A 19,864-nucleotide genomic window follows, 5' to 3' on the forward strand; every position below is an offset into this window, starting at 1 on the left:
GCGCGTCCTGACGCGCTTTGGACGTTGGAGGAGAACATGGCCGGTTTGCCGACCACGGCACGCGTGGTGATCATCGGAGGCGGTGTCGTTGGCGCCTCCTCACTTTACCACCTTTGCAAGGCGGGCTGGACCGACTGCGTGCTCTTGGAAAAGAACGAGCTGACCTCCGGCTCGACTTGGCACGCGGCCGGCAACGTGCCGACCTTCTCGTCGTCCTGGTCGCTGATGAACATGCAGCGCTATTCTACCGAGCTCTACCGGGGCCTCGCCGACGCGGTCGACTATCCGATGAACTACCATGTCACCGGCTCGTTGCGGCTCGCCCACACCAAGGAGCGCATGCAGGAGTTCGAGCGCGCCAAAGGCATGGGCCGCTATCAAGGCATGGACATCGACCTCGTCGGCCTCGACGAGATCAAGCGCCGTTACCCCTTCATCGAGACGCATGAGCTGAAAGGCGCGCTCTACGACCCGAGCGACGGCGACATCGATCCCGCGCAATTGACGCAGGCGCTTGCCAAGGGTGCGCGCGACATGGGCGCGAAAATCATCCGCTTCTGCCCGGTCACCGGCGTTCGCCGCGAAAACGGCGAATGGGTGGTGGCGACGCCGCAGGGCGAGATCCGCTGCGAGATCGTGATCAATGCCGCCGGCTATCGCGCCGCCGAAGTTGGAAAAATGTTCGGCCGCGAAGTGCCGATGATGGTGATGAGCCATCAATATATCCTGTTCGAGGAAATCCCCGAGCTGGCCGCATGGACCAAGGAACAGGGCAAGAAACTGCCGTTGCTGCGCGACGTCGACACCTCCTACTACCTGCGCCAGGAAAAGACCGGCATGAATCTCGGTCCCTATGAGCGCAATTGCCGCGCGCATTGGGTCGGCCACAACGATCCGATGCCGGAGGATTTTTCCTTCCAGCTTTTCCCGGACGATCTCGACCGTCTCGAGCATTACCTTGCCGACGCCGTTGCCCGTGTGCCGATCCTCGGCACCGCAGGCCTTTCCAAGGTGATCAACGGGCCGATACCTTACGCGCCGGATGGCAATCCGCTGATCGGTCCGATGCCCGGCGTGCCGAATGCTTTCGAGGCCTGCGTCTTCACCTTCGGCATTGCGCAAGGTGGCGGCGCCGGCAAGGTGCTGGCCGAATGGGTGACCGAGGGCCAGACCGAATGGGACATGTGGTCCTGCGATCCGCGCCGCTTCACCGCCTTTGCTTCGGCACCCGACTATTGCGTTGCCAAGGGCATGGAGATCTACGGCAACGAATACGCCATCCAGTTCCCGCGCCACGCCTGGCCGGCCGGCCGCGACCGCAAGCACTCGCCGCTGCATGAGCGCGTCAAAGCGCGGGGTGGCCAGTTCGACGCTTATAACGGCTGGGAGCGCGCCACCTGGTACGCGCAACCGGGCGACGACATTTCGGAAGAATCAACGCTGACTTTCCGCCGCGACGGGCCATGGCAGCAGCGCGTTCGCGAGGAATGCCTGGCTGTGCGCGACGCAGCCGGCATCCTCGACCTGCCCGGCTTCTCGCGTTTCAACCTCGAAGGTCCGGGCGCCGCCGAATGGCTGGCCCTGCAGGTCACCGGCCTCGTGCCGAAGCCCGGCCGCATCGGCCTGGTTTATTTCGCGGACGATAAGGGCCGCATCGTTACCGAAATGTCGGTCGTGCGCCATGGCGAGGACCAGATGACGCTAATCACCGCGGCCGTCGCGCAGTGGCACGACTTCGAATGGTTGAAGTCGCGCATGCCGGCCGATGCGGCCTTCAGGCTGACCGATCGCACGGAGGAATACTCAACCCAGATTCTCGCCGGCCCGAACTCGCGCGCTATTCTTGCTGACGTCTGCGACGCCGATCTTTCCCTGCCTTGGCTGACGCATCAGGAGACGACCATCGCCGGCCGCTGGGCGAAGCTGGTGCGCGTCTCCTTCGCCGGCGAGCTCGGTTGGGAGATCCACACCAAGGTCGCGGACACGGCTACCGTCTTCGACGCGGTCTGGGCCGCCGGCCAGAGGCATGGCCTAAAGCCCTTCGGCATGTACGCGCTGGATTCGCTTCGGCTGGAAAAAGGCTACCGCGCCTGGAAAGGCGACCTCTCGACCGACTATTCGATCCTGCAGGGCGGGCTCGAACGCTTCGTCAAATGGGACAAGCCCGACTTCCGCGGCAAGGCGGCGCTGCTCAACGAAAGGCAGCAGGGCGTGAAGAAGCGCTTCGTCACGCTGGTCGTAGAAAGCCCCAGCGATTGCGACGCGCCCTATATGTCGACGCTCTGGCATGACGGCAAGATTGTCGGCGAGACGACGTCGGGCGGCTGGGGCCATCGCGTCGATAAGTCGATCGCGCTCGGCATGCTGCGTTCCGACCTGACCGAGCCCGGCACGGCGGTCGAGGTCGAAATCTTCGGCGACCGTTTCAAGGCGGTGGTGCAGAAGGACGAGCCGTTGTGGGATCCGAAGAACGAAAGGTTGAGAGCATGACATCCGTCATTCTTGCCGATGGCGGCATGGGCCAGGAGCTGGTCCGTCGCAGTCAGTCCGAACCGACGCCTTTGTGGTCGGCCAGAGTGCTGATCGACGAACCGGAACTGGTGCGCGACCTGCATGCGGAATTCATCCGTGCCGGCGCCCGCGTCATTACCATCAACACCTATTCGGCCACGCCCGAGCGCCTGGCGCGCGAGGGCGCGGAAGAGCTGTTTAAGCCTCTGCAGAAGCGCGGCATCGAGCTCGCCCGGCAGGCGTGCGACGAAGCGGGTGAAGCCGCCATCGCCGGCTGCCTCTCGCCTCTCTTCGGCAGCTACGCGCCGGCGCTGACCATCTCCTTCGAGGAGACGCTCGGCATCTACCGCCGCATCGTCGCCGAGCAGGCAGAAGGCGTCGATCTGTTCCTGTGCGAGACCATGGCTTCCGCCGACGAGGCCCGCGCGGCGGTCACCGCGGCATGCGAGAGCGGCAAGCCGGTCTGGGTATCATGGACTCTCGCCGACCACGGCACGCCCCGCCTGCGCAGCGGCGAGAGCATTGCCGCCGCGGCTAGCGCCCTCGGCGATCTGCCGGTGGCGGCACGGCTGCTCAACTGCTGCCGGCCCGAAGCCATTGCCGCCGCATTGCCGGAACTGCTGGCCCTCGGCGGTCCGGTTGGCGCCTATGCCAATGGCTTCACCTCGGTCGAGGCGCTCAAGCATGGCGGCACGGTCGACGTGCTGCACGCGCGCCATGATCTCGATCCGCACGCCTATGCCGACCAGGCGATGGGCTGGGTCGAGACTGGCGCCAGCATTGTAGGCGGCTGTTGCGAAGTCGGGCCGGCTCACATCGCTGCGCTACGCGACCAGCTCATTGAGGCCGGCCATCACATCTCGGGAGTAGCCTGATGCCAAAACCATCAAAGCGCATTACCGGCATCGTGCCATCGGGCAAGGATGGCTGGGAAGTCCACTTCGCCGCCTGGACCCGCAGGGCAGCCGGCGAGGACATCATCGTGCTCTCGGTCGGCGACCATGATTTCGACACGCCGCCGCAAACGATCGAGGCCTGCGTCAACGCCGTCCGCGGCAGCAACCACCACTACACGCCGCTTTCCGGGCTGCCGCGCCTGCGCAAGGCGATGGCAGCGGCCTCCTCCGCCTGCACTGGGGTCCTGACGGAACCCGACGAGGTCATCGCCACGGCCGGCGGTCAGGGCGCGCTCTATGCCGCCGTGCAGGGCGTGCTCGACCCCGGCGATCACGCCATCGTCGTCGCGCCTTATTATGCCACCTACCCCAACACCTTCAGCGCCGCCGGCGCCAGCTTTACCGTAGTCGAGACGCCCGCCGAGGACGGCTTTCAGCCGCGCGCCGACAGGATCCGCGCGGCGCTCAGGCCCAACACGCGCGCGATCCTGATCAACACCCCGAACAACCCGACAGGCGCAGTCTATTCGCGCGAACGGCTCGAGCAATTGGCCGAAATCTGCAAGGAGCACGATCTCTGGTTGCTGTCCGACGAGGTCTACTGGACGCTCGGCGGCGGCGAGCACATCTCGCCGCGCTCGCTGCCCGGCATGTCCGAGCGCACGCTGGTCATCAATTCCATGTCGAAAAGCCACGGCATGACCGGCTGGCGCATGGGCTGGCTCACCGGCCCGAAGGCGATGATCGCGCTGATGACCGATCTCAACCTGGTGACCACCTACGGCCTGCCGGCCTTCATCTCGATCGCTTGCGCCGAGGCGCTTGAAAACCACTACGGCGTGGACGAAATAGCCGAGCGTTACGCCGGGCGCCGCGCCGTGTTCCTCGACGCCATTCGCGGCGCAAATGAAGTCACCGTGCGCGGCTCCGAAGGCGGCATGTATGTCATGCTCGACATATCGGCCATCGAGCCCGACGACGAGAAATTCGCCTGGGCGCTGCTCGACAAGGAGAAGATCGGCGTCATGCCTGGCTCGAGCTTCGGCGAGGCCGCCGCCGGCCACATCCGCATCAGCCTCTGCCAGCCTGAACCTGTCCTTCAGGAAGCAGCGCTTCGCGTGCGCCGCTTCGCTTCCGACTACCGCCGCGAGGCCGCATGACCAAAACCATTCCAACCAAAGCTCGCGCGGTCATTATCGGCGGCGGCGTCTCCGGCTGCTCGGTCGCCTATCATCTGGCCAAGCTCGGCTGGACCGACATCGTGCTGCTTGAGCGCAAGCAGCTCACCTGCGGCACGACCTGGCACGCCGCCGGCCTGATCGGCCAGTTGCGCGGCTCGCAGAACATGACCCGGCTGGCGAAATACTCGGCCGACCTCTACGTCAAGCTCGAGGCGGAGACCGACGTCGGCACCGGCATGCGCCAGGTCGGCTCGATCACCGTGGCGCTGACCGAGGAACGCAAGCATGAAATTTATAGGCAGGCCTCGCTAGCCCGCGCCTTCGATGTCGACGTGCGCGAGATTTCGCCAACCGAAGTCAAGGAGATGTACCCGCATCTCAACGTCTCCGATGTGGTCGGCGCGGTGCATTTGCCTCTCGACGGCCAGTGCGACCCCGCCAATATCGCCATGGCGCTGGCCAAGGGCGCGCGGCAACGCGGAGCGACGGTTATCGAAAACGTGAAGGTCATCAAGGTCCACACCAGGAACGGCCGCGTCTCCGGTGTCTCCTGGGCTCAGGGCGAGGACCAGGGCACGATCGAGACCGACATCGTCGTCAACTGCGCCGGTATGTGGGCGCGCGAGCTCGGCCGGCAGAACGGCGTCACCATCCCGCTGCACGCCTGCGAGCATTTCTACCTCGTCACCGAGCCCATCCCCGGCCTCACCCGCCTGCCGGTGCTGCGCGTGCCGGACGAGTGCGCCTACTACAAGGAAGACGCCGGCAAGATGATGCTCGGCGCCTTCGAGCCGGTGGCGAAACCCTGGGGCATGGACGGCATCCGCGAGGATTTCTGCTTCGACCAGTTGCCCGAGGACATGGACCATTTCGAGCCGATCCTCGAAATGGGCGTCAACCGTATGCCGATGCTGGGCACGGCCGGCATCCACACCTTCTTCAACGGCCCCGAGAGTTTTACTCCCGACGACCGCTACTATCTCGGCGAGGCGCCGGAACTCTCCGGCTACTGGATGGCGACCGGCTACAATTCGATCGGCATCGTTTCCTCCGGCGGCGCCGGCATGGCCCTGGCGCAGTGGATCAATGACGGCGAGGCGCCTTTCGACCTCTGGGAGGTCGACATCCGCCGCGCCCAGCCCTTCCAGAAGAACCGTCGCTACCTCAAGGAACGCGTCTCCGAAACGCTCGGCCTGCTCTACGCCGATCATTTCCCCTATCGCCAGATCGCTACCTCGCGCGGCGTGCGCCGCTCGCCTCTGCACGAGCATCTGAAGGCTCGTGGCGCCGTCTTCGGCGAGGTGGCCGGCTGGGAGCGCGCCAACTGGTTTGCCCGCGAAGGACAGGAGCGCGAATACCGCTATTCCTGGAAGCGGCAGAACTGGTTCGACAACCAGCGCGAGGAACACCTCGCCGTGCGCAACGGCGTCGGCCTGTTCGACATGACCTCGTTCGGCAAGATCCGCGTTGAAGGCCGCGACGCTTGTGCCTTCCTGCAGCGGCTCTGCGCCAACGACATGGACGTGGAACCGGGCAAGATCGTCTACACGCAGATGCTCAACGCCAAAGGCGGCATCGAGAGCGACCTCACCGTGACGCGGCTGTCCGAGACCGCCTATTTCCTCGTCGTGCCGGGCGCCACCTTGCAGCGTGACCTCGCCTGGCTGAGGCGGCACGTCGCCGACGAATTCGTCGTCATTACCGACGTAACCGCTGCCGAAGCCGTCATCTGCCTGATGGGCCCCGATTCGCGAAAGCTGATCCAGAAGGTGAGCCCCAACGATTTTTCCAACCAGGCCAATCCGTTCGGCACCTTCCAGGAGATCGAGATCGGCATGGGGTTGGCCCGTGCCCATCGCGTTACCTATGTCGGCGAGCTCGGCTGGGAACTCTATGTCTCGACCGATCAGGCCGCCCATGTCTTCGAGGCGATCATTGAAGCCGGCGCCGATGTCGGGCTGAAGCTCTGCGGCCTGCATACTCTGGATTCCTGCCGCATCGAAAAGGCCTTCCGCCATTTCGGCCACGACATCACCGACGAGGACCATGTGCTGGAGGCAGGCCTTGGCTTCGCGGTGAAGACGGCCAAGAGCGACTTCATCGGTCGTGACGCGGTGCTCAGGAAGAAGGAAGCCGGGTTGAGCCGCAGGCTGGTGCAGTTCCGCCTCAAGGACCCGCAGCCCCTGTTATTCCACAACGAAGCAATCCTGCGCGACGGCATGATCGTCGGTCCGATCACCTCGGGCAATTACGGCCACCATCTCGGCGGCGCGATCGGGCTCGGCTATGTGCCCTGCGAGGGCGAGAGCGAGGCTGATGTGCTGGGCTCATCCTACGAGGTCGAGATCGCAGGCGAGCGTTTCGCCGCGGAAGCATCGTTGAGGCCAATGTACGACCCGAAGGCTGAACGGGTGCGGATGTAGCGCAGTGTTCCCTTCTCCCCGTTCAACGGGGAGAAGGTGCCCGAAGGGCGGATGAGGGGCAGCGCCACACCTTTGCGACGCCGCCCCTCATCTGCTGCCGCCGTCTTCTCCTCATTTAACAGGGAGAAGAGAGCTATCCTCAAAAGCTTTCCAGCCTCGCCCTTACCTTCGCCAGAAACGCCGTCCGGCTCTTCGGCGTTGAGGAATCCATCAGGTAGTGCGCCAGGAAGAATGTCTTGCAGCGGGGGGCGCAGATGGCGCGCATGCCGCGCAGGATCGTCTTGCGGCCGGGCTGGCCGACAACGACGCTCCACCACGTCGGCGCGCCACAGGTGGTGATGACGCCGACCTTGGTCACATGGGTCATCAGCGATTGGATCCGGCCTCTGCCGCGCGGCAGCTTGAAGGCGATGTCGGTCGCCCACACGCGATCGAACCAGCCCTTCAGCATCGCCGGCAATCCGTACCACCAGGTGGGGTAGATGAAGAGGATCGCCTCGGCCCATTGCAGATGCTCGAAATGCGGCCTGAGCTCGGGATCCTCAGGCGCGCGCTCGTTGTAGGAGCGCCGCTCTTCGCAGCTCATCACCGGATTGAACTTCTCGGCATAGAGATCGAGCAGCCGCACGTCCCAGCCTCGTCGCGTCAGCACCTCTATCGCCATGTCGCGGATCGCGGCGCAATAGCTCTCCGGCACCGGATGGCAATAGACCACCAGCACGCGCATCAGAATTGATCCATGCTGGCGGCTACCTTCGCCATGAAGGCCTTGCGCGTCTGATCCGTCGAAAGGTTCATCGAATAGTGTGCGAGGTAAGAGACGGAGGCGCCTGGCTTGATGGTGGCCCGCAGCGTGCGCTTCACCATTTTGCGCGGCGGATCGCCCATCAGCATGGCGCGAAAACGACTGCCGCCGTAGGTGGTGATGGCCGCGAGCTTGCGGATGTTGTGCAGCGTCGGCCGAACCTTGCCGTCGACCAGCTTGAACGATACGCCGGGCAGGAAGACGCGGTCGAAGAAGCCCTTCAGGATAGCTGGATAGCCGTAATTCCAGACCGGAAACGACAGCACCAACGCTTCCGCCTTCTGAAGCCTTGCGATGTAACCGGCGACCGCCTCGTTCGGCCCGCGCTGATCGTGGTAGCCGAGCCGCTCTGCGCGCGTCATCCGCGGATCGAAATCCTCGGCATAGAGGTCGCAGTCGTCGATCGTGTGGCCCGCCGCGCCGAGCCGCTCGACGATCGTCCGATGCAGTCCGGCGTTGAAGCTGGTCTCCACCGGATGTGCGTAGAGCACGAGGATGTTCACGGGAGTGGATCCCGCAGGTCAGCTCGACAAACCCCTGTTGTCCCATGCCACATCTCCTCCCTTGTGCGGGAGATGTCGCCAAAGGCGACAGGCCAGAGGAGGGTGCAGCGCCGGGCGCTCATCGCGATCACCTCGCCTTTTGCAGCCCCTTGAACAGGAACGGCTTGCCGGAGCGATAGTCATAGCCCGGATTCTCCCAGGCAATCATCTTGCCGGGGTTGAGCAATCCTTGCGGGTCGGTCTCGCGCTTGAAGGCAAGCTGAACCTCGTCAGTCTGCTTCATGCCGCCCTCTTCCAGCGTGTAGCGATGGGGGTTGAAGATCCAGCAGCCATTGTCCTCGTGGATACGGATGATCTCGTCGAGCCTTTCTTCCGTGGTGAAACGGACCAGCGGCAGCCCGGCGGCGCCGATCGCGCCGTCGAAGCGGATGAATTCGAGATGCGCCGGCACCTCGTCGCCGAAGCGGTCGACCATCGCCTTGACGTGCGCGAGATGGTCCGGCGACGGATAGCGCGCCTGCAGATAGGTGATCGTCGGATCGACCCTGATGGCGCGCAGCGTCGTGTGGTTCCACGTCAGCTCGTAGGCCGGCGGCAATCCCTTGAGGTCGGTCTCCTGGTCGGCCCGGAAGACGATTTCGCCTTTGCTGGCCCGGACGAACGCGAGGAACCCATCCATCGCGTGCGGCGCGATCATGCACACCACGATGCTCTGCTCGCGCCGGAAGAACTTCTGGTGTCGCTTGAAATAATCGTAAGGAATGGGTGCCGCGATCGGCGTGATCAGCTTCGCCAATATGCCGTCCTGCTCGGCGAGGTCGTTGCCGAAGCCCGCGGCACCCATGAAATCGTCGAAGCCGACGATGACATCGAGCCAATCGTAGGACGCCGTCAGCGGCATCTCAACCTCGGTGATGATGCCGTTGGTGCCATAGGCATGCATGACCTTGAGCACGTCCTCGCCCGAGAGGTCCATGACGCGCGGCTCCGCCTCCATCGTCACGGTCCGCAGCCGGATCACATTGCCGAGATCGCGCAATCCGCCCCAGCGGATCGAGCCGATACCGCCCGAGCCGCCGGCGACGAAGCCGCCGATGGAGGCGGTGTTGTAGGTGGAGGGCGACATGCGCAGTTCCTGCGCGGAATGTGCCCGCGTGGCGCGATCGATGTCCGCCAGAACCGCTCCGGGCCCGGTCACCACGCGGCCCGGCGCGATCGCCTTGACTTCGTTCATCTCGGCGAGGTTGAGCACCACGCCGCCCGACAGCGGCATCGCCTGTCCGTAATTGCCGGTGCCGCTGCCGCGTGGTGTGACTGGAACGCCGTGCCGGTGGCAGGCGGCCAAAATGCGGATCACCTCGTCCTCGTTCTTCGGCGCCACGATCAGGTCACCGGTGACATGATCGAGCTGTTGTTTTAGGACGGGGCTGTACCAGTAGAAGTCGCGGCTCTTCTGCTGGACGATGGCCGGATGGTCGTCGATCTTGAGGCCTTCGAGATCGCGCTTCAGCGCTGCGATATCCATCATCACACCATCAATTCGTCGAGTTCAGCATAGTCGGGCAGCCGGCGCTCGATCGCCCTGCCCTCGCGCACCACGATGCGATCCGATTCGGGCCGCGACAGCAATTCGGTCCAGTTGCGTCCCTTGAAGACGACGAAGTCGGCGGTGCCGCCGGCGGCGAGAGTGCCGACGCCTTCCAGCCGCATCACCTCGGCCGGCGTCACCGCTATCGCTTTCGGCCAGTCACCGACAGGGTGGTCGAGGTGCAGGATGCGTGTCGCCATGCGGTAGACCTCCAGCATATCGAGGTCGCCATAGGCGTAGAACGGGTCGCGCGTGTTGTCGGAAGCGACAGCCACCTTGATGCCGCGTGCCTTCATCTCGTGCAGCAGCGTCACGCCGCGCCAGCGCGGCGTGGTGTGGTTGTTGCGACGGTCCTGCAGATAGAGGTTGCACATCGGCAGCGACACTACGGCCAATCCGGCCTTCGCCACCTTGTCCAGCGTGTCGAGAACTTCGAGGTCGGGCTGGCGCGCCAGCGAGCAGCAATGCCCGATCAGGATATTGCCCTCAAAACCGTTCCACAGCGAAGCCTCGGCGATCTTCTTCAGCGAGACGGCCGCGACATCGTCGGTCTCGTCGGCATGGAAATCGAGGTCGAGCCCATGCTTTATGGCTTCAGCGAACACCTTGTCGAGCAGTTCCTCGAGGTCGGGCACCATGTAAGTGACAACGCCGAGCACGCCCTTGGCCGCGGCGACGCGTTTTGCCAAACGCTCGAACCAGGCCTTGTCGCGCACGCCTTCGATGCCAAGCAGACAGGCGGCCTGCAGCTCGATCCGGCCTCGCCATTTTTCCCGCATCGTCTCGAACACCGGCCAGGAAATTTCCTCCTGCGGCGCCACGCTGTCGAGATGCGTGCGCAAGGCCCTGGTACCGTGCGCGTAAGCTGAGCGCAGCGAGAAATCCATGCGCCTCGCCACGTCCTCCGCGCTCCAGCGAGCGGTGCGGTCGGCGGCAGTTGCGTTGAGCGCGCCCATGAATGTGCCGTCGGGATTTGGCTTGCGCGGCCAGATATGGCCCTTGTCGATATGCGTATGGCAGTCGACGAAGCAGGGCAGCACGATGCGGCCGCCAAGGTCGATTGCGTCGAATGGCTGCTCGGCTTTGCCGTGCGCAATGATGCTAGCAATCTTGCCGTCGGCGACGGCAATGTCGGCAAGCGCAAAACCATCGGCATCGAAGCTTGCGGCAAGGCCCGGCGTCAGCGATTGATGAACGCGGACGTTGGCGAGCTGGTAACGACCAGAGGCTGGGATCAACATTCAGGCACCCTAGCGCTCCTGCTTCAGCGCGCTCTCGTGCCAGCGGCGCAGGATGAGATGCGACACCAGCGACAGCACGAGGAAGATCAGGATGCCGGTGAGCGAGATCAGGATCAGCGCCGCGAACAGCCTGGGAGCATTGAGCCGGTAGCCCGCCTCGATGATGCGCGAGGCAAGCCCGGACGATTGCCCCTGCGCGCCGGCGACGAACTCGGCCACCACGGCGCCGATCAGCGACAGGCCGCCGGCGATCTTGAGCCCACCGAGGAAATAGGGCATCGCCGCCGGCAGGCGCAGATAGCGCAATTGCTGCCAGCGGGTCGCGCCGTTGAGCTTGAACAAATCGCGCAGGTTGCGGTCGACTGAGTTCAGCCCGAGCGTGGTGTTGGAGAGGATCGGGAAGAAGGCGACGATCCAGGCACAGAGCAGGAGCTTGGTCGTCTGATTGTTAATATAGATGTTGATCAGCGGGAAGATCGCCACGATCGGCGTCACCTGCAGCACGATGGCGAAGGGGAAGAACGACATTTCGACCCATTTAGACTGCGCGAACAGCACCGCCAGCCCGACGCCGCCGATGACGGCAAGCAGCAGGCTGAGGAAGGTGATCCTGAGCGTCACCAGCAGCGAAGAGAACAACAGCCCGGCATCGTCATGCAGCGTCTGCAGCACCACGCCCGGGCGCGGCAGGATGTATTGCGGGATCTCGTTCCAGACGCAGATGCGATCCCACAGCCAGATCGCAAGCACCATGATCGCCAGAGGCAGAACCCATTTGCCGATCCGCTCCAGCCGCTCCTGGCGGACGCGGCGCGCCTCTTCCGCGTCGAGCTTCAGGGCATTGTCTTCAATGGCCGTCATGATGAGGTCCGGCGGTTGAGTTGATGGCATTGACCAGCACGTCCGAGGCCTGCCGGCAGAGCGCCGCATAGTCGGGCGAAGTCCGGAATGCCTCGTCGCGCGGATAAGGCGCTTCGATTGCAAGCTCGCCGTGAACGCGGCCCGGTCGTGCCGCCATGACGACGACACGACTGGACAGGAACACGCTTTCGAAGACGCTATGGGTGACGAAGACGACGGTAAACCGCTCGTCCTGCCAAAGCTCGAGAAGATCGTTGTTGAGCTTGAAGCGGGTAATCTCGTCGAGCGCCGCGAAGGGCTCGTCCATCAGAAGAATGCGCGGCTTGGTCACCATAGCCCGTGCGATCGAGACACGCATCTTCATGCCGCCGGAAAGCTCGCGCGGCACGGCATTCTCGAAACCGGTGAGGTGCACGCGCGACAGCATTTCCATCACCGCGGGCTTGGCCTCCGCGCGCGATACGCCTTTCAGCCTGAGCGGCAGCCAGACATTGTCGAAGACGCTGGCCCATGGCAGCAGCGTCGGCTCCTGGAAGACGAAGCCGATATTCGAGCGGTCGATCGAGCCGCGCCAGTCGAGCTGACCGGAGGTCGGCGTCGACAGGCCGGCGATCAACCTGAGCGCCGTCGACTTGCCGCAGCCCGAGGGCCCGAGCAGGCTTAGGAAATCGCCTTCGCGGATCGCCAGGTCGACCTTGCTCAGCGCCGTGACGCCGTTGGAAAAGACCTTGCCGACATTGCGTAAGGAAAGCAGCATCGGGCTCTCACCCGATGCCGTTGCCTGCGCCACTTTCTCCTGGATCATCTCAGGCAGGCCGCCTTACTTCTTCAGCTCCCGCCCGACCCCCTTGTTGATGAAGGCGAGCGTATAGGCCTTCTTGATGTCGATGCCCGGCTGCGCGACCTTGGCCTTGACCATCTTGTCGTAGAAGCTCTGGATGCGCGCTTCGGTCATGCCGCCGATACCGAGCTTTTCCGTATCGCCGGAATCGACAATGCCGAACTTCTTCAGCTGTTCGATCGAGAAGGCGATCTGCTCATCCGTCATGTCCGGATTGTCCTTCTTGATCATCTCGTTGGCGGCCTTGTTGTCGCCGTAGAGGTAGTTGTACCAGCCCTTGGCCGAGCCATCGACGAAGCACTGCACCACCTCCGGCCGCTTGTCGATGGTGTCCTGCATCACTTCGATGGTCGTGGCATAAGTATCCCAGCCATTGTCGGCGAGCAGGAACTGGTTCGGCACGAAGCCGCCCTGTTTCTGCACCGCGTAGGGCTCCGACGTGACATAGCCCTGCTGGATCGACTTCTTGTTGGCGATGAAGGGCGCCGGATTGAAGGTGTATGGCACGCGCTTGGCGGCATCGAAGCCGAGATCGGTCACCATCCACTGGAAGAAGGTCTGTGCGCCCTCGTCGCCGAGGATATACTGGTCGGCGTTCTTCAGGTCCTCCCACTTGTCCAGCCCTTCGCCCGGATGGGACATGATGACCTGCGGGTCCTTCTGGAAGTCGGCGGCGACGACGCGCATCGGAATCCCCTGCTGCACGGCGTCGAAGGCCGAGAGCAGGTTGCCGCCCATGTAGAAATCGATCTTGCCGGCCAGCAGCATCGGCCGGCCGCTGACCTGCGGGCCGCCCTGCATGATGGTGACGTCGAGGCCGCAGGCGGCGTAGGTTCCGTCGGCGATCGCCTGGTAGTAGCCGCCATGTTCCGGCTCGGCCAGCCAGTTGGTGCCAAAGGTGACCTTCTCGTTGGCCGCAGCGCCCAGCGTGCTGGCAGCAAGCAGCGCGATCGCACCCGCCAGGATTTTTTCTTTTCCGTACATAAACATCACCCTCTCTTGGCTCCGGCGCGCTGCGCGCTGGGCTCCACTCCATTGGTTCAAGAAGCAAGACACATGCCACCGCCTTGGGCCGCCTGCTTGCGCGGCAGTCATTGCCGAGACCGGACGGGTCATGCTGTACAAATGGCATCGTGCCCATTTTTTGGACGCCTGTCCATAATCGCCCGGGCGGCATGCACCGCATCTTGAAGCTTTCATGAATCCGGCCTTAGTCTGCCTGCCGACAGGAGAATGCCATGCTCAATTATCTCGCCCCCAAGTCGATCAAGCCGCCCTTTGCCCGTTATAGCCATGGCGTTGAAATTCCAGCGGGAAAGCGCCTTGTGCTATGTTCGGGTCAGTTGGGCATCGCGCCGGATGACGCCGTCCCGGAGGATGCCGGCGCGCAGACCGAGCTTTGCTTCAAGAATATTGCCGCAATCTTAAGCGAAGCCGGGCTGACGCTGAACGATGTCGTGCGCATCAACGCCTTCGTCACCGATCGCGCGCATCTGCAGGCCTATATGGACGTTCGCAATCGCCTGTTTTCCGATCCGGCGCCCGCTTCGACGCTGATGATCGTTTCAGGTTTTGCCCGCCCGGAATTCAAGGTTGAGGTGGAGGTTCTGGCAGCAGGCTAGCTGTTGCCCGGAATGCCCAGGCGCTTTAGACCTTCGGGCCGAACAGCAGACCATCGGGAGACGACAGTGACGACAAGACGTGTGTGGTGGGGCGACTATCGGACGACCGAATACGCCTCGATCGACGCGGAAGCGACGATTGCCGTTCTGCCGGTGGCCGCGGTCGAGCAGCATGGCCCTCACCTTCCCGTCTCGACCGACACCTCGATCATGATGGGCATGCTGGAGACGGTGATTGCGCGCCTGCCCGAGGACATCGACATCCGCCTCCTGCCGGTGCAGGCGGTGGGCAAGTCGAACGAGCATCTGCATGCGCCGGGAACGCTCACCTTGCCGGCCACCACCCTGGTCGACGCCTGGACGGAGCTTGGCCTCTCGGTCGCCCGCGCCGGGGTCAGAAAGTTGATCGTCGTCAACTCGCATGGCGGCAACGAGGAGATCATGGGCATTGTCACGCGCGAATTGCGCGTGCGCGCAAAGATGCTGGCGGTGAAGACGAGCTGGCAGCGCTTCGGCCGTCCCTCCGGCATGTATACCGAGCTCGAGGACCGTCACGGCATCCATGGCGGCGATGTCGAGACCTCGCTGATGCTGCATTTCCGGCCAGATCTCGTCGATATGGGCAAGGCCGACAATTTCGTCTCCAATGTCGGTCGCGCCGAAAAGGAATTCGCCCTGCTGCGGCACACCGGAACGCACGCCTTCGCCTGGATCGCCAGCGACCTCAATCCGAACGGCGTGGTCGGCGACGCCAGCATCGCCACCGCCGAAAAAGGCCGGCTCACGGCCGAGCATCAGGCCGATGGCTTCATCAGCCTGGCCAGGGATGTGCGTAAGGCGAGGCTTGCCGACTGGCTGGCGTAGCGGAACAGTGCGAGCTCAATCTCTAATGCTGAGTTCGAACGGAATCCCTTCAAATGCATCTGCACCGCGCCCGATTGCTTCGACCGCCGCGATCATCCGGCCTTCTCGCCCAAGCAACATATCCGCAACGGCAATCAGCCTTGGATTGGGCGTCGCTGACGGCGAGAGAAAGCGCAGCGTCTTCGCCAGCTCCGCCTCGTCGCGTTTGGGCGCCAGTGCCGCCGCGATAACATAGGCCGATGCCGTCGAGCGGCTGATACCGGCATAGCAGTGCACGACCATCGGTTTGGCCCTGTCCCAGCGATAGGCGAAGTCGAGCAGCGCGCGCACATGCTCCTCGCCCGGCATGGTCATGCCTTCCTGCGCGGCGACGATGTCGTGCATGACGAGATGCAGATGGTTTTCGGCCAGTATCGAGGCCGGACGGATCATCCCGGTGCCGTCGGCGAGCAGCGACAGCAAGCGCTCCGCGCCGGTTCTCGCAACGGTCTCCTCCACCTTCGACAGCGAACAGACATGGATCATCGTCAGCACTCCTTCGGCGCATAGTCGCGCCGCGAGGCCCACGCTGCAAGCGCGCTCTCGAGCCGCTGCCACTCCTCTTCGCTGCCGGGCAGACCGACGCGCAAGGCGTGCGGACGATCGGCAAAATGGCGGACCAAGATACCGCGTTCGCCAAGAGCGGAGAACAGGGAGGCAGCATCGGAGAACGACAAATAGCGGAACAAACTGGTGCCGCCGGCGACCGCGATACCGAATCGGCTGAGCAGCGCGTCGAGGCGCTTGGCATCGGCTGCCAGGCCCTGTCGCATGTCATCCTGCCACCCGGCATCCGCCAATGCGCGGATTCCGTATTCAAGTGCAGGACCGGCGACAGCCCATGGCCCAAGCTGCGCCTCCAGCCGCTCGGCTGTCAGTTGGTCGGCCAGCGCGAAACCAAGCCTGACGCCGGCAAGGCCGAAGAATTTGCCGAAGGAGCGCAGCACCACCATACCACCCTGGCCCACATCGCCGGCAAGGCTGTGTTGGACCGGGCCGACATCCATGAAGGCTTCGTCGACCACCAGCAGGCCGCCCTTCGCGCGAAGCCGCGCAGCAAGGCCGACCAGGCGGTGCCTTTCGATCACTCGCCCATCCGGATTGTTCGGGTTGACCAGCACGGCAAGGTCAGCGTCCGCCAAGGCGTCGAAGTCGCCCACCTCCACAATCGCATGGCCTGCAATCGCGGCCGCCCTGGCGTGCTCGGCATAGGTTGGACCCAGCACCAGTGCCTTGCCGGGCCTCACCAGCGAAGCGACCCGCGGCAACAGGATCTGCGTGCCGGGCGCGGCCACGACATGCGCCGCCGACCGCGCGCCATACGCCTTGGCCGCAATTTCGGCCAATTCGCGCAGTCGTCCTGGCTCGGGCAATCGTGACAGGGCGGTGGCGGGCAGATCGAAAAGCGGATAGGAGTGCGGATTGATACCTGTCGAGAGGTCAAGGAAAGGCTGTGGCGCATGAGGAAAGAGCGCGCTTGCCCGGCCAAGGCTGCCGCCGTGATCAACCGCTGCAACCGCTCCGCTTAGAAGCTTCATGTCGATACTGATCGCTTTCCTGTCACTCGCCATCGAACGTGCCCTTGGCTACCCGGACTGGCTGTTTAACGCCATCGGGCATCCGGTAACCTGGATCGGCAGGCTGATATCCTTTCTCGATCGCAGGCTCAACCGCGCCACCGATTCCGACGAATTGCGTCGCCGCCGCGGCCTCCAGGCGCTTCTGGTCGTCCTGCTGGTGCCGGCGGCCATAGGCCTGGCGCTGCATGTCCTGCTCTGGCTGATCTTTCCGTCCGGCCTGGTCATCGCGGCCATTCTCAGCTCCTCGCTTCTGTCGCAGAAGAGCCTCGCCGAGCATGTCGAGGATGTCGCCGATGCGCTGGAGACCGGCGGCCTCACGCTCGGCCGCATCGCCGTTTCGCGCATCGTCGGCCGCGATCCGGACAAGCTCGACAGGGCGGGCGTTGCCCGAGCCGCGATCGAAAGCCTGGCAGAGAATTTCTCCGATGGCGTCGTCGCGCCTGCCATATGGACCGGTGTCGGTGGTTTGGCCGGGGGTGCTGCCTACAAGGCCGCCAACACCGCCGATTCCATGATCGGCCACCGCACGCCGAAATACGAGGCCTTCGGCCGGGCGGCCGCTCGCTTCGACGACCTGGTCAACCTGCCGGCATCGCGGCTCACCGGCCTGCTGATTGTGCTGGCGGCCTTCATCGTCAAGGGCGCCGACCCCCGCAACGCCTGGCAGGTCATGCGGCGTGACGCGAAGAAGCACCGTTCGCCCAATGCCGGCTGGCCGGAAGCCGCCATGGCCGGCGCGCTGGGGCTCGCCCTGGCCGGACCGCGCAGTTATGGCGGCGAGGTCGTCGAGGATGCCTTCATGGGCGAAGGCGGCAGGCGCGAGGCCGAAAGCACCGACATAAGGCAGGCGCTGGAACTCTATCGCGTCGCCGACGGGCTGCTGATCGGCCTGTTCGCGATTTTGTCGGCGACGGTGATCTATCTGACCATTTTGATCGGCGGCTAAGGCGCCTCAGAACTCGATCCCCTGCTGCGCCTTCACGCCGGCCGCGAAATGGTGCTTGGTCAGCCCCATCTCGGTGACGAGATCGGCCGCCTCGACCAGCAGCGGCTTGGCGTTGCGGCCGGTGACGACGACATGCAGGCCCTCGCGGCGCGCCTTCAGCGCCGCGACCACCTTTTCCAGCTCGAGATAATCGTAGCGCAGAGCGATGTTGAGCTCGTCGAGGACGACGAGGCTGATCGAAGGGTCGGCAATCAGCTCGAGCGCCTTCGCCCAGGCAGCCTCGGCGGCGGCTATGTCGCGCTTCAGGTCCTGCGTCTCCCAGGTGAAGCCCTCGCCCATCGCGTGCCAGACGACGCGATCGCCGAAGGCGGCGAAGGCATCCTTCTCGCCCGTGTGCCATTTGCCCTTGATGAACTGGACGACGCCGACGCGCTTGCCGTAGCCAAGCATCCTCAGCGCCAGGCCGAACGCAGCCGTGGTCTTGCCCTTGCCCGGCCCCGTATTGACGATCAGCAGTCCCTTCTCGATCGTCTTGCCGGCCACCTCGGCATCCTGCACCGCCTTGCGCTTGGCCATCTTGGCTCGATGGCGTTCGGCATCCTTGTAGTCGATGATCGTGTCTTTGATCTCGCCCATGTCACTTCGCCTTGAGCGGCAGCCCCGCCACCATCATCAGCACGCTGTCGGCGACAGCCGCGACCTGCTGGTTGAGCCGCCCGGCGGCGTCGCGGAACCGGCGCGCCAGCGCATTGTCCGGCACGATGCCGAGCCCGACTTCGTTAGACACCACAAACCACGGTCCGCGCGGCTGCGAAAGCACATCCGAGAGCCGCCGGCACTCGGCCTCGATATCGTGGTCCGCCAGCATATGATTGCTCAGCCACAATGTCAGGCAATCGATAAGCACCGGCTGGTGATCGGGCAAGGCGTCGATCGCGCCGACCAGGTCGAGCGGCGCATCGACGGTGACCCAGCCTTTGCCGCGGCGCGAGCGATGCAGCGCGATGCGCTCGCGCATCTCCTCGTCATAGGCCTGCGCGGTGGCGATATAGGCCCAAGGCGACGGGCTTGCCGCCACCAGGCACTCGGCATGCGCGCTCTTGCCGGAGCGCGCACCGCCGATGATGAAGGTCAGATGGCCCTCCGCGCGATCAGGCAAAGCTGTCGCGCAGGCTGGTCGACGTACCGGTGAAGCGGCCGCGCACCACACCGACGGCCGCACCGAGCACCAGCCAGAAGACCAGATCGGTGAGGGTCACCGCCACCACGAACTGATGGTGCAGCCCCTCGGGAATCGCCGTCTCGAAGCTGACGGGCTGCGGCGCGCCGACTACGTGCGGAGCGACGATCAGCACGACCGCCAGAATTGCCAAGGGCAGCGACTTGCGAAAGGCGATCAATCCAAGGCCGACCGCGGTTGCGGCCACCGTCGAAATCCACCAGATCTGGCGCGGCAGAAGTTCCGCCGCCGGCATGGCCGGCAGTTCCGGCGGCAGGCCGAGGCCGGGCGCGAGCGTGAAAACCGCAAAGCCGGCAAGGCCCCAGAACACGCCCTGGCGCCAGCTGCCGATGCCACCGGCGAATTCCGAGACCGCGACCAGGATCAGCGCGAAGCCGATGCCGGTGACGATGTTTGCGACAACGTTGAAGGCGAAGCGCTCGAAGCCGTCGGCCGGAGCCCAGCCCTCGTCCTCGGTCGGAGCCGCCGCTTCCGTCGACGCAGGAGCGGCGCTGCTCATCGCATTGCCCGCCGGTTCGGCCGAGCTCATGGCAGTGCCAGTTCCAGTGTTGGCGGCATGGTCGTGGTGATGACCGCCGCCCGCCTTTTCATAGACTTCCGCTTTGAGGATCAGCGGCACGGTCGCATAGGCCTGCATGCAGGCAAGCGCGATGCCCGCCACGAGCCCTGCGATCGCCGCGACGAACACGACGTTGCGAAACAGATTCATGATATCGGGCCTTC

General features: G+C 64.3%; 19 protein-coding genes. 7 read left to right on the forward strand and 12 right to left on the reverse strand.

Annotation, left to right across the window (positions count from 1 at the left end):
• Positions 1-36: 36 nt before the first annotated feature.
• The 4 genes from EOD29_RS00955 to EOD29_RS00970 are packed head-to-tail and all read left to right on the forward strand — an operon-like array spanning position 37 to position 7,011.
• Complete coding sequence (locus EOD29_RS00955) at positions 37-2,490, forward strand: FAD-dependent oxidoreductase (RefSeq protein WP_127245724.1); 2,454 nt, start codon at positions 37-39, stop codon at positions 2,488-2,490.
• Positions 2,487-3,386, forward strand: coding sequence for a homocysteine S-methyltransferase family protein (locus EOD29_RS00960; RefSeq protein ID WP_127245725.1), 900 nt, complete (start codon positions 2,487-2,489; stop codon positions 3,384-3,386). The genes EOD29_RS00955 and EOD29_RS00960 overlap by 4 nt, the downstream gene beginning before the upstream one ends.
• Positions 3,386-4,567: a pyridoxal phosphate-dependent aminotransferase gene (locus EOD29_RS00965; RefSeq protein ID WP_127245726.1), complete on the forward strand. Its 1,182-nt coding sequence runs from the start codon at positions 3,386-3,388 to the stop codon at positions 4,565-4,567. The genes EOD29_RS00960 and EOD29_RS00965 overlap by 1 nt, the downstream gene beginning before the upstream one ends.
• Positions 4,564-7,011: an FAD-dependent oxidoreductase gene (locus tag EOD29_RS00970; protein ID WP_127245727.1), complete on the forward strand. Its 2,448-nt coding sequence runs from the start codon at positions 4,564-4,566 to the stop codon at positions 7,009-7,011. The genes EOD29_RS00965 and EOD29_RS00970 overlap by 4 nt, the downstream gene beginning before the upstream one ends.
• A gap of 139 nt (positions 7,012-7,150) precedes the next feature.
• On the opposite strand, the gene EOD29_RS00975 is transcribed toward EOD29_RS00970, so the two are convergent.
• The 7 genes from EOD29_RS00975 to EOD29_RS01005 all read right to left on the reverse strand — a co-directional run bounded on the left by EOD29_RS00975 (position 7,151) and on the right by EOD29_RS01005 (position 13,834).
• The gene (locus EOD29_RS00975) at positions 7,151-7,738 is read right to left on the reverse strand and encodes an NAD(P)H-dependent oxidoreductase (RefSeq protein ID WP_067329249.1); all 588 of its coding nucleotides are present in this window, start codon (positions 7,736-7,738) and stop codon (positions 7,151-7,153) included.
• A complete protein-coding gene (locus EOD29_RS00980; RefSeq protein ID WP_067329247.1) occupies positions 7,738-8,319 on the reverse strand; it encodes an NAD(P)H-dependent oxidoreductase in 582 nt (193 codons plus the stop codon). The genes EOD29_RS00975 and EOD29_RS00980 overlap by 1 nt, the downstream gene beginning before the upstream one ends.
• A gap of 127 nt (positions 8,320-8,446) precedes the next feature.
• Entirely contained in the window at positions 8,447-9,844 is a 1,398-nt protein-coding gene (locus tag EOD29_RS00985) for an FAD-binding oxidoreductase (protein ID WP_127246123.1), read from the reverse strand.
• A 2-nt stretch (positions 9,845-9,846) separates the two neighbouring features.
• Positions 9,847-11,145 carry a cytosine deaminase gene (locus EOD29_RS00990; RefSeq protein ID WP_127246124.1) on the reverse strand — a complete coding sequence of 433 codons (1,299 nt, stop codon included), beginning with the start codon at positions 11,143-11,145 and terminating at the stop codon, positions 9,847-9,849.
• A 12-nt stretch (positions 11,146-11,157) separates the two neighbouring features.
• The gene (locus tag EOD29_RS00995) at positions 11,158-12,009 is read right to left on the reverse strand and encodes an ABC transporter permease (protein ID WP_127245728.1); all 852 of its coding nucleotides are present in this window, start codon (positions 12,007-12,009) and stop codon (positions 11,158-11,160) included.
• Complete coding sequence (locus EOD29_RS01000; RefSeq protein WP_095801964.1) at positions 11,996-12,814, reverse strand: ABC transporter ATP-binding protein; 819 nt, start codon at positions 12,812-12,814, stop codon at positions 11,996-11,998. The genes EOD29_RS00995 and EOD29_RS01000 overlap by 14 nt, the downstream gene beginning before the upstream one ends.
• Positions 12,815-12,829: 15 nt before the next feature.
• The gene (locus EOD29_RS01005) at positions 12,830-13,834 is read right to left on the reverse strand and encodes an ABC transporter substrate-binding protein (protein WP_067329238.1); all 1,005 of its coding nucleotides are present in this window, start codon (positions 13,832-13,834) and stop codon (positions 12,830-12,832) included.
• Positions 13,835-14,088: 254 nt separating this feature from the next.
• On the opposite strand from EOD29_RS01005, the gene EOD29_RS01010 reads away from it, so the two are divergent.
• Together EOD29_RS01010 and EOD29_RS01015 are read left to right on the forward strand one after the other, a co-directional pair.
• Positions 14,089-14,472, forward strand: coding sequence for a RidA family protein (locus EOD29_RS01010; RefSeq protein WP_067329236.1), 384 nt, complete (start codon positions 14,089-14,091; stop codon positions 14,470-14,472).
• A 66-nt stretch (positions 14,473-14,538) separates the two neighbouring features.
• On the forward strand, positions 14,539-15,336 hold the full coding sequence (locus EOD29_RS01015) for a creatininase family protein (protein WP_095801965.1): 798 nt from the start codon (positions 14,539-14,541) through the stop codon (positions 15,334-15,336).
• Positions 15,337-15,351: 15 nt separating this feature from the next.
• Here EOD29_RS01015 and EOD29_RS01020 read toward each other — a convergent pair whose 3' ends face one another.
• Both EOD29_RS01020 and cobD read right to left on the reverse strand, forming a co-directional pair.
• Positions 15,352-15,861 (reverse strand): tyrosine phosphatase family protein, encoded by a 510-nt coding sequence (locus EOD29_RS01020; RefSeq protein ID WP_127245729.1) that lies wholly within the window; start codon positions 15,859-15,861, stop codon positions 15,352-15,354.
• A 2-nt stretch (positions 15,862-15,863) separates the two neighbouring features.
• Positions 15,864-16,913, reverse strand: coding sequence for a threonine-phosphate decarboxylase CobD (gene cobD, locus EOD29_RS01025; protein WP_095829299.1), 1,050 nt, complete (start codon positions 16,911-16,913; stop codon positions 15,864-15,866).
• Between cobD and cbiB the strand changes: the two genes are divergently transcribed.
• Entirely contained in the window at positions 16,912-17,901 is a 990-nt protein-coding gene (gene cbiB / locus EOD29_RS01030) for an adenosylcobinamide-phosphate synthase CbiB (protein WP_095801967.1), read from the forward strand. The two genes, cobD and cbiB, sit on opposite strands and share 2 nt — an antisense overlap.
• A 6-nt stretch (positions 17,902-17,907) precedes the next feature.
• Here the strand turns inward: cbiB and cobO are convergent, their stop codons facing one another.
• The 3 genes from cobO to EOD29_RS01045 are packed head-to-tail and all read right to left on the reverse strand — an operon-like array spanning position 17,908 to position 19,850.
• The gene (gene cobO / locus EOD29_RS01035; RefSeq protein WP_095825696.1) at positions 17,908-18,537 is read right to left on the reverse strand and encodes a cob(I)yrinic acid a,c-diamide adenosyltransferase; all 630 of its coding nucleotides are present in this window, start codon (positions 18,535-18,537) and stop codon (positions 17,908-17,910) included.
• A gap of 1 nt (position 18,538) precedes the next feature.
• A complete protein-coding gene (gene cobU, locus EOD29_RS01040; RefSeq protein ID WP_095801969.1) occupies positions 18,539-19,060 on the reverse strand; it encodes a bifunctional adenosylcobinamide kinase/adenosylcobinamide-phosphate guanylyltransferase in 522 nt (173 codons plus the stop codon).
• Positions 19,053-19,850, reverse strand: coding sequence for a CbtA family protein (locus EOD29_RS01045; RefSeq protein WP_067329223.1), 798 nt, complete (start codon positions 19,848-19,850; stop codon positions 19,053-19,055). The genes cobU and EOD29_RS01045 overlap by 8 nt, the downstream gene beginning before the upstream one ends.
• Positions 19,851-19,864: the final 14 nt, after the last annotated feature.

The sequence above is a fragment of the Mesorhizobium sp. M1A.T.Ca.IN.004.03.1.1 genome, assembly GCF_003997555.1.
GTDB lineage: Bacteria > Pseudomonadota > Alphaproteobacteria > Rhizobiales > Rhizobiaceae > Mesorhizobium.